Here is a 12,778-nt window from a genome sequence, read left to right as displayed (position 1 = left end):
CGTTAGAAGATTCAGGCATAACAAAAAAGGATGCTGGCTTTAATCCGGCATCCCTATAATTTATAACCTTTCAAGTACATCTTTCAGTACGGCCTGTGCGGCCCATAACCGGTTTCCGGCTTCCTGAATGACCAGTGAATTTGGTCCATCCAGCACTTCTGAGGAAAGCTCCAGGTCACGGCGAACAGGCAAGCAGTGCATTACTTTTGCATCATTGGTTACCTTTAACCGCTCATTGGTTAGCATCCACCCTTCAGGATAAGTTAGTACTTTTCCATACTCCTTATAGCTGGACCAGTTTTTCACGTAAATATAATCAGCATCTTTCAAGGCTTCATCTATATTATGGCTGATCTTAGCACCCGGAGTGAAATCTTCGTTCAGCTCATAGCCCTTAGGCTGTACAATGGTAAAATCCAGCATTCCTTCAGCCTGTGCCCTGCACATCCATTCGGAAAAGGAGTTCGGAACTGCCTGTGGCAAAGCTTTGATATGTGGAGCCCAGGCCAATACTACCTTAGGCTTTGTTGTTCCTTTCCAGGTTTCTTTAATCGTTACCAGATCCGCCAGACTTTGCAAAGGGTGACGTGTTGCACTTTCCAGACTCACTACCGGAACGCCACAATACTGAATAAATTTATTAAAGAAATCTTCATTATAATCCTCATCCCTGCTGATTAGCTTAGGAAAAGAACGTAAGCCCAGTACATCACAATACTGCCCCATTACCGCTGCAGCTTCACGGATATGCTCTACTGTAGTGCCATTCATGACCACACCATCCTGAGTTTCCAACGCCCAGCCTTCTTTATCCATGTTCATTACCATCACATTCATTCCCAAATTCAATGCTGCTTTTTGAGTACTCAGGCGCGTGCGTAAACTAGGGTTAAGAAAAACCAGACCCAGGGTTTTATTTTTGCCCAGATTCTGATGTGCATAAGGGCTTTCTTTTAGTGCCAATGCGGAGGCTACCAATTGGCTGATGTCTTCAACATCATTTACTGAAGTGAATTGTTTCATCTTTGATTTAGCGCAATTTTAAACTGATTTAAAAATTGATCTGCCTGATCTTTACTTAAATTTAAAGCCGGCAAAAGTCTGATTACATTCGGTTTAGCTTCTCCGGTAAAAATATGGTGCTTAAACAACAGGTCTTTTTTTACATTTGATAAGCTTTCAGGAAGTTCAATTCCGATCATTAAGCCTCGTCCACGCACTTCAGTTACCTCTTCGATTTTCTTCAGTTCATTGATCAGATAAGTACCCACCTCTTCTGCATTTTTCATCAGCTGATCCTGATCCATAATTTCCAGTACCGCCAATGCAGCTGCACAAGCCAGGTGATTTCCACCGAAGGTAGTACCCAACATACCGTGCCATGGCTTAAATTTAGGAGAGATGGAGATTCCTGCTACCGGGAACCCGTTTCCCATTCCTTTAGCCATGGTGTAAACATCCGCATCTACGCCGGCCTCATCATGAGAATAAAATTTCCCCGTTCTTCCATAACCGCACTGTACGCTATCAGCAATGTAAAGCGCATTGTACTGATCGCAAAGGGAACGGATTTTTTGAAGGAAAGAAACAGATGCTTCTTTGATTCCGCCAACCCCCTGGATCCCTTCAATGATTACTGCTGCCACTTCATTTCCAAAAGCAGCAAATGCCTGCTCCAATGCAGCTTCATCATTGTGAGGGAGGAATATAATGTTGTCCGTCTCATTTACCGGAGCAATAATTTTTGGGTTATCCGTTGCAGAGACGGCCAATGAAGTTCTGCCATGGAAAGCACCTTTAAAGGCAATCACCTTTTTTCTTCCATTATAGAATGAAGCCAGTTTCAAGGCATTTTCATTCGCCTCAGCCCCTGAGTTACAAAGGAACAACTGGTAATCCGGTTTGCCCGATACTTTACCCAGCTTTTCAGCCAGCTCGACCTGCAAAGGAATCTTCACAGAATTAGAATAGAATCCTACTTTATTCAATTGATCGGTTACACGTTTCACATAATGAGGATGCGTATGACCGATAGAGATCACTGCATGACCACCATAGAGGTCTAAATATTCCTGACCATCGGCGTCCCAAACGGTACTACCTGCGGCTTTAACGATTTCTATATTGTTTAACGGATATACGTCGAATAAGTTCATTTTTTTGAGATTGAATTGTTGATTAAAAGATTAAAAACGGTTCTGGATAAATCCGGTACAGCAGGGGGGATTAAAACCCGGCTGCCTTAAGCGCCAGGCCTTGCCGCTCTTCCAGTCCAAAAATCAAGTTCATGTTTTGCACTGCCTGCCCGCTTGCCCCTTTCAACAAATTATCAATGACGCTCACGATAAAGAGCTTACTACCATGTTTTTCAACATGAACCAGTCCTTTATTGGTGTTCACCACCTGTTTCAAATCTATATTTTTCTTACTCACATGAGTAAATGGGTGTTCCGCATAATAGTCCTCATATAAGGTTTGTGCTTCTTCTGCCGTCAGGTCACTTTCCACATACATAGCTGCAAGGATCCCTCTGGTAAAATCTCCACGTTGCGGGATAAAATTCAGCACCTCATTAAAATTCGCATCCAGTTGCAATAAGGTTTCTCCGATCTCATTCAGGTGCTGATGTTCAAAAGCCTTATATACAGAAAGGTTATTATTACGCCAGCTAAAATGAGAAGTTGCGGCCAGACTCTGGCCTGCACCTGTAGAACCTGTAGTTGCATTGATGTGCACTTCGTTTTTAAGTAAACCTTTTGCCGCCAGTGGCAATAAACCCAACTGGATACAGGTTGCAAAACAACCGGGATTAGCAATAAAGCTTGCTGTTTTAATGCGTTCGCGGTTCAACTCCGGAAGACCGTATACCCAGTCTTGTCCTGCTGCGGCTTTTAGTCTGAAATCCTGACTCAGGTCAATGATTTTTATTCCTGCAGCGATAGGATTAGCTGCCAGAAATTTCTTTGCATCGCCATGTCCAACACATAAAAACAGGACATCAATATCGTCAGATAATTCTCCGGTGAAGCGAAGGTCTGTATCTCCCAGAAGATCCGTATGGACGTCCGAGATCAGGTTTCCCGTATTGCTGTTGCTATGCACAAAAGCAACTTCTACTGAAGGGTGGTTGACCAGCAATCGAAGCATTTCTCCACCGGTATAGCCGGCACCGCCAATGATTCCTGCTTTAACCTTCATTGCTGTTCACTTTGTGCCAGATCATGACCTGATTGCCAAAAATTTTAGAGAAGCCTTTTACATCTTCACCACTCCATGCGTTGTTCATCTCGCCGTAGCTACCAAATTTATTGCTCATCAGATCATGTGCAGACTCGATACCAATGATCTGGAAACGGTAAGGTAACAATTCAACAAAGACCTTTCCGCTCACTGTTTTCTGCGTATCTGCTAAAAAGGATTCAATGTTACGCATGATGGGATCATGAAATTGACCTTCATGCAGCCAGTTGCCATAAAAAGAGGCCAGTTGCTCTTTCCAGGAAAGCTGCCATTTGGTTAAGGTATGTTTTTCCAAGGTATGGTGTGCCTTGATGATGACCATAGGTGCTGCAGCTTCAAAGCCTACGCGGCCTTTAATCCCGATAATGGTATCACCCACATGGATGTCTCTTCCAATGCCATAAGGCTGCGCGATCGCCTGTAATTTCTGAATCGCCGCAACCGGGGCTAATGTCTCTCCATCAATCCCCACCAGTTCTCCTTTTTCAAAGGTCAGTTCCAGTTTACGTGGCTCGTGTACTGAAACCTGGGTTGGCCATGCTTCTTCCGGTAAAGTTTCATTGGAAGTTAAAGTTTCTTTTCCTCCTACTGAAGTTCCCCATAAACCTTTATTGATAGAATATCTTGCTTTTTCAGCACTATATTCTACACCATGTGCAGCCAAATATTCTATTTCCGCTTCGCGGGATAATTTCAAATCTCTGATTGGAGTGATGATCTCTACATTAGGGATAATGATGTTAAAAATCATATCGAAACGTACCTGATCATTTCCGGCACCTGTGCTACCATGAGCTACATAATCTGCGCCGATTTTTTTCACATAATTTGCAATTGCAGTTGCCTGGCTCACACGCTCTGCACTCACAGAAAGCGGATAGGTTGCATTTTTCAATACATTCCCAAACACCAGGTATTTAATACAGCCATCATAATAATTGGTAGTTTCATCAACTACCGCATGAGAAGCTACTCCTAAGGCATAAGCACGTTTCTCGATCTCCTGAAGTTCTTCATCAGAAAAACCACCGGTATTAACGATCACAGAATGCACTTCCAGTCCACGGTCCTGTGCCAAATAAATACAACAAAACGAAGTATCTAAACCTCCGCTAAAAGCTAAAACAACTTTTTTCTTCATCTTAAAATAACAGCTATTTAAATAAAAATGTAAACAATAATAACAGGGGTTTTAATCCTCCCTTACCCGAAGGTTTAGGCTTTAACACCAATCTTTGTTTGATGCGCATAAAACGCTCGTACAATTTTGGTTTTTTCTCCAGTTCTTCTGCAAACTTCTTGGCGACATCGTGCTTCTGTGTTGCAGGATCATACAACATTGCTGTACACATGCAATTTTTCCGCTCTTTCATTGTCAGGATTTCAAAGTTCACACAACTCTGACAGCCTTTCCAGAAATCTTCATCCTGAGTCAGTTCTGAATAGGTAACCGGCTCATAGCCAAGATCAGAATTGATCTTCATTACTGCCAGACCGGTAGTCAGGCCAAAGATTTTTGCCTTTGGATACTTTTGTCTGGAAAGCTCGAAGATTTTTTCTTTGATGGCATGTGCGAGTCCCGCCTTTCGGAAACGTGGACTAACGATAAGGCCGGAGTTGGCCACAAATTGTCCATGACTCCAGGTTTCGATATAACAGAAACCTGCCCAGGTTCCATCTTTATGGAAAGCGATAACTGACTTCCCATCTGAAATTTTACCTGCAACGTACTCCGGAGAGCGTTTAGCGATACCTGTACCACGTGCTTTGGCCGATTCGGCCATTTCTTCACAAATTTCTTCTGCAAAGACACGATGTTCAGGAAGTGCAACCTGCACTATAAAATCGTTTATATTCATTAATAGGTTAACGAAAAAATAAATGTTCTGATTAATTGTTTTTTAAGAGGCAATCCTCTAAGGAAATGGGCTGAGTTGCTACTCAGTGATTATTCAAATCCGTGGCGTATAATTTTGCCGATTAGTGGTCACAGCAAATATGGGTCGCAAGCGTTCAATAAACAGACTTTCGGAAGCAATATTCTTTGCTTCTAAAATAGAAAGTTTATGTATGATTTGCTTGATCATTTCCTGTGTCTAATAATTCTTTAAAATAGTTGAGGCGCAAAGGTTTAAATAAATATTGAGTTGTGCAATATGTTTTTAATTTTTTTACATTATTCGGTGAAAAATTGTTCAAAAAAAAACCTGCTGTTTACACAGCAGGTTTATGATTATTTCTTTTCTTCTACCCTGAGGTCGACAGCGACCCTTGTTTCGTCCATAAAAAGGCTCAGTTTCTTCGGTTTAGCATTTGCAGGAACCTTAAAAGTCCACTCCGCTTCAGAGGTAGTTTCCGGCTGAGGACTGGAAGAACCTGTTCCTCCTTCCGGTGCTACAGAAGTATTATTATCCAATTGTAACCTTGCATCAGAATAATTGACCGTAAAATACTGCTCTTTTCCTACCGTACTTTTATTTGTCACACTCAGCTTAATGGTCACTTGCATTCCACTGGACTTTCCATCAGCATCTTGCAATGCAACACCTTTGCTCTCCAGAATTTTAATCAGGGCTTCACTTTTTTTACCTAAAAGTGCAGAATCCGGACTCGCCGTAATCATATAAGCCAAAGGCTCATTCCCTACAGGAGCAGGTGTGGTGGATGCAGCAGTTTCGGTTGTTTGCGTAGCCAAAGTACTATCAGCTGCATCTCCTGTTTTTTTGTCTTTGTTTTTACAGGCTGCGAAACTAAGCAAGCCCAGCGCGACGATTGATAATCTTAAAAATTGCTTGTTCATGGTTTGATATTTTAGTTCAAAAATAGGCGTCACATTAAAAAATAACGGCACAAGATATTAAGTTTTCGTTATCTTTTCATCTGAGAAAACACGCATAAATCCTTAGAAAATAAGAACAATTCAAACTGATAAACAAACAGTTACCTTCCGAATCTAAAATAATGTGACAGCAAACTCGGCGCATCCCTGATCATCTCGGGAATGATGTCCATTCCAAGTACAGAAAATGTAATTCCATTCCCCCCAAAACCCAGTACAAAGTAAGAATTTGGAAATTTCGGGTGTGCCCCAATATAAGGAAGCCCATCTTTGGTTTCCCCGAAAGTCCCGCACCAGCAGAAATCCCCGATAAAGCGAAGCCCTGGCATAAACTTTTCAACTGTTTTCACAAGTTTATCTTTTTTCCGTCCCAGCAATGCATCTCTCTTCAATGCATTTCTAAAATTTTCATCTTCTCCTCCTACTAATAAGCGACCGTCAGCAGTGGTTCTCATATAAAGGTAAGGTGCATCCGTATTCCAGAACAGCGTATCTGAGATTGAAGCTGGCAAGGCCTCATTTTTCTCACTTACCATCGCATAAGTGCTCTTCAGATTAACGATTCGCTCCGGAAGCATTACCTGGGTTTCATATCCGGTACAATAAACTATCTTTCCTGCTGTAATGACCGCCCCGGTTGCAATTTCTGCCAATACCTTATCCTTTTCGTACTTCACTTTTTTCAGCTCTGTCTTGTCAAAAACACGAAGTCCTCTTTTGGTATTGTAGTGAAGCAGGTCATGAGCCAGACAAAAAGCATCTACACTCCCACCATCTGAAGACAGAATACCTCCCTCAGTCAACAGTCCATATTTTTGCTTAATCTCTTTTTTTTCGAGCCATTGAACCTTAAAACCAGCGCGTTTCCGGGCATCGAATTCTTTCTTAAGCCACTTAACATCTTTTGACTTGCTGGCAAAATAGAGGGAATCTTTTTGCTCAAAGCCACAAGGGGAATCAACATCCTTCACCAGTTGTTGTAACCGGTCAATTGAATCCCGGCAGGCTTTATAACTCGCAACAGCTCCTTGTTCCCCGATCATATCGATCAATTCATGCAAGGGCACATCGATCTCGTATTGAAGCATTGAGGTGGTAGCAGAGCTGCTCCCATTTGCAATTTCCCGTTTATCAATCAGCACCGTATCATATCCTTTTTCTACAAATGAATGAGCCATTAAGGCTCCTGTTATTCCGCTACCTACGATAAGGATGTCACAACTCAGGTGATCTCTAAGAGAGGGGTAAGTATACAGCAATCCATTTTTCACCAACCAAAACGGCTCATTTGAGCGAATATCCATATAAAAAGGGTTAAGTATATCAGTACCTCCAATAACAACATTTTTACCAATCTGTTTTAATCATCATCGGGTTTCAATTTTATATATTTACAATTTACGAACCCAGGGCCAGGCTAGGACCACAGATTAATTCTATATCCGAATGAAAAAGTACTTGTTTATTCTTTTCCTTCTCCAGGCAAACCCGGTTTTATCACAGGACATCCGAACAGCAAGAAAAATACTGGATACGCTGACTTCAAAAACGATGTGGGGCCGTGGATATACCAAAGATGGGATGAGTAAGGCGGCAGATTTTATCAGTTCTTCATTCAAGGCCTACGGTCTAAGCCCAATGAATGGAAAAACTTTTAAACAACATTTTTCCTACCCGGCAAATACCTTTCCTGGAAAAATGGCGGTCCGCCTCAATGGGAAATCGCTGATCCCGGGAAAAGAATTCGTGGTGATGCCGGAAAGTAAGGGACTTCAGGGGCGGGCCCGGCTATATCAAAAAGACAGCATCACTTTTATCCATCCGGAACAACGGATCATCCTGCTCCTGAGCGATAAACTAACCTGGTCTGTTGCTCCTGAACAATCAGACTATACCGGAATCACTGTATTAAAAACCGCTATATCAGGAAAACCTCAGGACATTGAGCTGGACATTGAGAATCGGCTCCAGCCTGAATTCCAGGCGAGCAATATCTGCGGACTAGTTAAAGGAACTTCAAAATCTGATTCCATCCTCGTTATGACCGCTCACTACGATCATTTAGGAGGGATGGGTGCTGACATTTATTTTCCTGGAGCGAATGACAATGCCAGCGGGGTTTCATTATTATTGACCCTTGCCCGTTATTATGCCCGTCATCCCCAACCTTACAGTATTGCTTTCCTTTGCTTTGCAGGAGAAGAGGATGGTCTGGCGGGATCGAAATACTTTACAGAACATCCCCTTCTGGATTTACGTAAAATCCGGTTCCTGACCAATGTTGATATGGTTGGGACAGGTGAAAATGGCATTACTGTAGTCAATGCAACCGTTCATCTTAAAGAATTTACTCTACTTCAAAAAATCAATGAAGAAAAAAAATACCTCGTGAAAATAAATCCAAGGGGTAAAGCGGCCAATAGCGATCATTATTTTTTTACAGAAAAAGGCGTTCCTGCGTTTTTTCTCTACACACAGGGAGGAATTAGTGCATATCATGATGTAAATGATGCCGCGTTTACTTTACCCTTTACTGAATATGAAGATCTTTTCAGGCTATTTGTTGATTTCCATAAGGAGCTCATGAAATGATACCCTGGCGCGATCTCTTCTCTAAATCTTTAAACAATGTTATTTCTTTAAACCAAATTGCCTTAATTTCGTTTTATAAATACATTAACAACGACACATTATGTTTGATAAGCTAATGGCCGCACAACAAAAGGCCGATGAAATAAAGAAGAGATTAGATACCGTTTCTGTTTTTGGAGAAGTGGAAGGTGGAGCGATACGTATTACTGCGACTGCAAACAAGGCCATTACTGCAGTGGAAATCGATGAAGAGTTCTACAAGCAGGCAGATAAAGAAGAATTAGAAGAACTACTCCTTACTGCCATTAATAAAGTGCTTAGTCAGGCAGACATTGTTTCTGCAACAGAAATGCAAGCTGCAACAAAAGACATGCTTGGTGGCCTTGGAGGAATGTTTGGCCAATAATTTTAACCTTAATCATCATGATGAAATACACTTATTACGGCCAGTCCTGCTTTTTATTGGAAGCAGGAGGCAGAAAATTTCTTTTTGATCCTTTTATCAGCCCAAATAAACTGGCCAAGCACATCGATATCAGTAAGATTGAAGCCGATTACATCCTGGTAAGTCATGGCCACGGCGATCACGTTGCTGACCTGGTTGCTTTGGCTGCACAAACCAATGCCCAGGTAATTGGAATGCCCGAAGTGATCGACTGGGCTGAGTCAAAGGGAGTAAAAAACACACATTCTATGAATTACGGGGCTCAGAAATTCGAATTTGGAAAATTAAGAATGGTTTGGGCCGCACATTCCAGCTCTATGCCAGATGGCAGTTATGGTGGTAATCCAGCCGGATTCGTATTGGAAACCGCAGGAAAAACTGTTTATTTCGCAGGGGATACTTCATTAACAATAGAAATGAAGCTTCTTGCAGATCTGTATCAGTTGGATTATGCAATCCTTCCTATTGGAGGAAATTATACCATGGATGTGGATGACGCTTTAATTGCTACAAAATATTTTGAATGTGATAAAGTTATTGGTGTTCATTACAACACCTTCCCTGTCATAGAAATCGACACAAATGAAGCGCTGGCAAAATTCAACAGAGAAAATAAAACCCTCTTGCTGCCAGCAATCGGAGAGACAATAGACCTTTAAAAAACAACAGGTCTTAAAAAAGCCATATCTGCTATTCGATTCTGAAATCTTTTAGCAGATATGGCTTTTATCTTTATTTAGTGTGCTTCCAACCAGTTTACACCTTCACCAATTTCAATTTCAATCGGTACGGTAGTCTTAATTGCTGTTTTCATCCGATGTGTAATGATCTTTTTCATCGCTTCTACCTCTGTCTTTAAAACATCGAACACCAACTCATCATGCACCTGCATTGTCATTTTAGATTGTAATCCCTGATCCAGAATATCCTTGTGTATATTGATCATAGCTACCTTAATCATATCTGCCGCAGAGCCCTGTATTGGTGCATTAATGGCATTTCGTTCTGCAAAACCACGGACCGTCTGATTGGCAGAATTAATATCTCTTAAATACCTTCTTCTTCCCAAAATTGTTTCTACAAAACCATTTTCTCGGGCGAAATTCATCGTATCAGACATATATCGCTTAATTCCGGGATACTGTGTAAAGTACTGTTCTATAATTTCCGCAGCTTCCTTCCTTGGTATTCCCAGATTTTGAGATAAACCAAAGGCAGATTGTCCGTAAATAATACCAAAGTTCACCGCTTTCGCATTTCGTCTCTGGTTAGGTGTTACTTCTTCAATTGTAATTCCATATACCCTTGCTGCAGTTGCAGTATGAATGTCGATCCCTTTGTTGAATGCATCCAGCATATTCTCTTCCTTGCTGATGTCGGCAATAATGCGAAGTTCTATCTGGGAATAATCTGCAGATAGCAATACATGATGCTCATCTCTTGCAATAAATGCTTTACGCACTTCCCTGCCACGGTCACTTCGAATCGGGATGTTCTGCAGATTGGGGTTATTAGAACTGAGCCTTCCGGTTGCTGCTACCGCCTGGTTGTAGCTGGTATGTACCCTGCCGGTTTTAGGATTTACCAACAATGGAAGCGCGTCAACATAGGTAGACTTCAGTTTCTGCAACTGGCGGAAATCTAATATATCCTGTACAATATCACTTTTATGTGCTAATGCCAGCAATACATCTTCACCAGTCTGATACTGCCCTGTCTTGGTTTTCTTAGCTTTAGGATCCAGTTGAAGCTTGTCAAACAAAACTTCTCCCAACTGTTTTGGTGAGGCCAGGTTAAAGGTTAGTCCGCATTTATCGTATACATTCTGTTCGAACTTACGGATGTCTGTTTCCAGTTCTTTAGAATAGTTGATCAGGGTATCAATGTCAATTCTTACGCCTTCTTTTTCAATATCAGCAAGCACATAAACCAATGGATTTTCTACATCCCTTGCCAGTTCTTCTGCATTAAGGTCTTTTAGCATTGGCCTAAAGATATTAGCCAGTTGTAGCGTAACATCAGCATCTTCCGCAGCATAATCGACTACCTGTTCTACCGGAACATCTCTCATATTTCCCTGATTCTTCCCTTTCGGACCAATCAGTTTGGTAATAGAAATCGGTGAGTACCCCAGATAATTCTCTGACAGCACATCCATGTTGTGTCTGGTATCCGGGTCAATTAAATAATGGGCCAGCATGGTATCAAATAGCGTTCCTTTGATAGAAATTCCATACCATTTCAGTATCAGGATATCATACTTGATATTCTGGCCGATTTTGGCAATTTTCTCATTTTCGAGGACGCTTCTGAATTCCTCCAGAATCGGCAGGACTTCTTCTCTTTCTGCCGATAGGGGGACATAATACCCTTCACCGGGTTTGGTGCTGAAAGAAAGACCGACCAGTTCAGCAAGATTGGCATCCGTTCCTGTGGTTTCAGTATCTACACAAATGCTGTCCTGATCTGATAGAAAAGCAATCAGTGATTTCCGCAATTCCGGAGTATCTACCAACTGATAATCATGTATTGTATTCTCTATTGTTTTTGAAGGTTCGCTCTCTTCAAACGAAGGAGGTGCAACAAAATTAGCTGTTTTTCCTGCCGGCTGGTCTACCACATTCCCAAACAGGTCTATTTGCTGTGAAACATTGCCTTTGGCCTCAGTTACGCTAAATCCTTCACCAAAAACCCTTTTGCCAATGGTTCTGAATTCCAGTTCCGCGAAAAGTGGCTCCAGCAATTCTCTGCTTGGTTCTTCCAGGATTAAGGTATCCGGATTAAATTCTACCGGAACGTCCAGAATGATTGTAGCTAATTTTTTAGAAATCATTCCCTGTTCCGCGAAGGCCTCCACATTTTCTCTTTGTTTACCTTTCAGCTCATGAGAATTGGCGATGATGTTCTCCATCGAACCATATTGTTTAATCAGCGACTTAGCCGTTTTTTCTCCAATTCCTGGAATTCCAGGAATATTGTCTACCGCATCTCCCCATAAGCCAAGGATATCAATTACCTGAGTTACATTTTCTATTTCCCATTTAGCAAGCACTTCTGCAACACCGAGGATTTCCATTTCATTACCCATCCTGGCAGGTTTATAGATAAAGATGTTGTCCGACACCAGTTGGGCAAAATCCTTATCAGGTGTCATGCAATATACCTGGAAGCCCTGTCTTTCCCCTTCTTTAGCCAGCGTACCAATAATATCGTCTGCTTCAAAGCCATCTTTAGTGATAACCGGGATATTAAACCCCTCAATCAGTTTGAACACATAAGGCAGAGCTGCAGAAAGATCCTCTGGCATGGCCTGTCTATGGGCTTTATAAGCTTCAAAATCGGTATGTCTTTCGGTTGGGGCTTCGGTATCAAAAACCACAGCAATATGACTTGGTTTTTCTTTTTTGAGCACCTCCATTAAGGTATTGGCGAACCCCATTACAGCCGATGTATTAATGCCTGTAGAGGTAAACCTGGGATTTTTACTCAATGCAAAATGCGCCCTGTATATGAGAGCCATGCCGTCAAGAAGAAAAAGTTTTTTCATCGGAATATATTGTTTTTTAATATCGTTATTTTATGTGCTGCCGTGAAAAGACGACTGAATTTCATTAAAGATCAGGCAGCGCTTTCAAGGCTTCGGATAAAGGTACTAATACTTA

Annotated in this window: 11 protein-coding genes; 3 read left to right on the top strand and 8 right to left on the bottom strand. The window is 41.7% G+C overall.

Annotated elements, in window-relative coordinates:
- Positions 1-60: 60 nt before the first annotated feature.
- The 7 genes from BFS30_RS05765 to BFS30_RS05735 all read right to left on the bottom strand — a co-directional run bounded on the left by BFS30_RS05765 (position 61) and on the right by BFS30_RS05735 (position 7,383).
- Complete coding sequence (locus tag BFS30_RS05765) at positions 61-1,023, bottom strand: acetylornithine carbamoyltransferase (RefSeq protein ID WP_069378404.1); 963 nt, start codon at positions 1,021-1,023, stop codon at positions 61-63.
- Complete coding sequence (locus tag BFS30_RS05760) at positions 1,020-2,156, bottom strand: aspartate aminotransferase family protein (RefSeq protein WP_069378403.1); 1,137 nt, start codon at positions 2,154-2,156, stop codon at positions 1,020-1,022. Before BFS30_RS05760 ends, BFS30_RS05765 begins: the two co-directional genes overlap by 4 nt.
- A 70-nt stretch (positions 2,157-2,226) precedes the next feature.
- Positions 2,227-3,198, bottom strand: a complete 972-nt coding sequence (gene argC, locus BFS30_RS05755) for an N-acetyl-gamma-glutamyl-phosphate reductase (protein ID WP_069378402.1) — start codon at positions 3,196-3,198, stop codon at positions 2,227-2,229.
- Entirely contained in the window at positions 3,188-4,381 is a 1,194-nt protein-coding gene (gene argG, locus BFS30_RS05750; RefSeq protein WP_069378401.1) for an argininosuccinate synthase, read from the bottom strand. The genes argC and argG overlap by 11 nt, the downstream gene beginning before the upstream one ends.
- A 13-nt stretch (positions 4,382-4,394) precedes the next feature.
- A complete protein-coding gene (locus BFS30_RS05745) occupies positions 4,395-5,099 on the bottom strand; it encodes an acetyltransferase (protein WP_069378400.1) in 705 nt (234 codons plus the stop codon).
- A gap of 374 nt (positions 5,100-5,473) precedes the next feature.
- Positions 5,474-6,040 (bottom strand): hypothetical protein, encoded by a 567-nt coding sequence (locus tag BFS30_RS05740; protein ID WP_069378399.1) that lies wholly within the window; start codon positions 6,038-6,040, stop codon positions 5,474-5,476.
- A 140-nt stretch (positions 6,041-6,180) separates the two neighbouring features.
- Positions 6,181-7,383: an NAD(P)/FAD-dependent oxidoreductase gene (locus tag BFS30_RS05735; RefSeq protein ID WP_069378398.1), complete on the bottom strand. Its 1,203-nt coding sequence runs from the start codon at positions 7,381-7,383 to the stop codon at positions 6,181-6,183.
- A 142-nt stretch (positions 7,384-7,525) separates the two neighbouring features.
- Here BFS30_RS05735 and BFS30_RS05730 point away from each other — a divergent pair, with 142 nt between their 5' ends.
- The 3 genes from BFS30_RS05730 to BFS30_RS05720 all read left to right on the top strand — a co-directional run bounded on the left by BFS30_RS05730 (position 7,526) and on the right by BFS30_RS05720 (position 9,775).
- A complete protein-coding gene (locus tag BFS30_RS05730) occupies positions 7,526-8,671 on the top strand; it encodes a M28 family metallopeptidase (protein ID WP_069378397.1) in 1,146 nt (381 codons plus the stop codon).
- A 100-nt stretch (positions 8,672-8,771) separates the two neighbouring features.
- Positions 8,772-9,077 carry a YbaB/EbfC family nucleoid-associated protein gene (locus BFS30_RS05725; RefSeq protein WP_069378396.1) on the top strand — a complete coding sequence of 102 codons (306 nt, stop codon included), beginning with the start codon at positions 8,772-8,774 and terminating at the stop codon, positions 9,075-9,077.
- A 17-nt stretch (positions 9,078-9,094) separates the two neighbouring features.
- On the top strand, positions 9,095-9,775 hold the full coding sequence (locus tag BFS30_RS05720; protein ID WP_237028718.1) for a metal-dependent hydrolase: 681 nt from the start codon (positions 9,095-9,097) through the stop codon (positions 9,773-9,775).
- Between the two features lie 77 nt (positions 9,776-9,852).
- On the opposite strand, the gene polA is transcribed toward BFS30_RS05720, so the two are convergent.
- Positions 9,853-12,663 (bottom strand): DNA polymerase I, encoded by a 2,811-nt coding sequence (polA, locus tag BFS30_RS05715; protein WP_069378395.1) that lies wholly within the window; start codon positions 12,661-12,663, stop codon positions 9,853-9,855.
- Positions 12,664-12,778: the final 115 nt, after the last annotated feature.

It is taken from the genome of Pedobacter steynii, from assembly GCF_001721645.1.
In the GTDB taxonomy this organism is placed as follows: Bacteria; Bacteroidota; Bacteroidia; order Sphingobacteriales; family Sphingobacteriaceae; genus Pedobacter; species Pedobacter steynii_A.
This window is presented reverse-complemented; position numbering and strand designations above follow the sequence as displayed.

Excerpts from the sequence above, each read along its gene's own strand:
- BFS30_RS05765 (WP_069378404.1), bottom strand. The coding sequence starts at position 1,023 with ATGAAACAATTCACTTCAGTAAATGATGTTGAAGACATCAGCCAATTG.
- BFS30_RS05760 (WP_069378403.1), bottom strand. The coding sequence starts at position 2,156 with ATGAACTTATTCGACGTATATCCGTTAAACAATATAGAAATCGTTAAA.
- argC (WP_069378402.1), bottom strand. The coding sequence starts at position 3,198 with ATGAAGGTTAAAGCAGGAATCATTGGCGGTGCCGGCTATACCGGTGGA.
- argG (WP_069378401.1), bottom strand. The coding sequence starts at position 4,381 with ATGAAGAAAAAAGTTGTTTTAGCTTTTAGCGGAGGTTTAGATACTTCG.
- BFS30_RS05745 (WP_069378400.1), bottom strand. The coding sequence starts at position 5,099 with ATGAATATAAACGATTTTATAGTGCAGGTTGCACTTCCTGAACATCGT.
- BFS30_RS05740 (WP_069378399.1), bottom strand. The coding sequence starts at position 6,040 with ATGAACAAGCAATTTTTAAGATTATCAATCGTCGCGCTGGGCTTGCTT.
- BFS30_RS05735 (WP_069378398.1), bottom strand. The coding sequence starts at position 7,383 with ATGGATATTCGCTCAAATGAGCCGTTTTGGTTGGTGAAAAATGGATTG.
- BFS30_RS05730 (WP_069378397.1), top strand. The coding sequence starts at position 7,526 with ATGAAAAAGTACTTGTTTATTCTTTTCCTTCTCCAGGCAAACCCGGTT.
- BFS30_RS05725 (WP_069378396.1), top strand. The coding sequence starts at position 8,772 with ATGTTTGATAAGCTAATGGCCGCACAACAAAAGGCCGATGAAATAAAG.
- BFS30_RS05720 (WP_237028718.1), top strand. The coding sequence starts at position 9,095 with ATGATGAAATACACTTATTACGGCCAGTCCTGCTTTTTATTGGAAGCA.
- polA (WP_069378395.1), bottom strand. The coding sequence starts at position 12,663 with ATGAAAAAACTTTTTCTTCTTGACGGCATGGCTCTCATATACAGGGCG.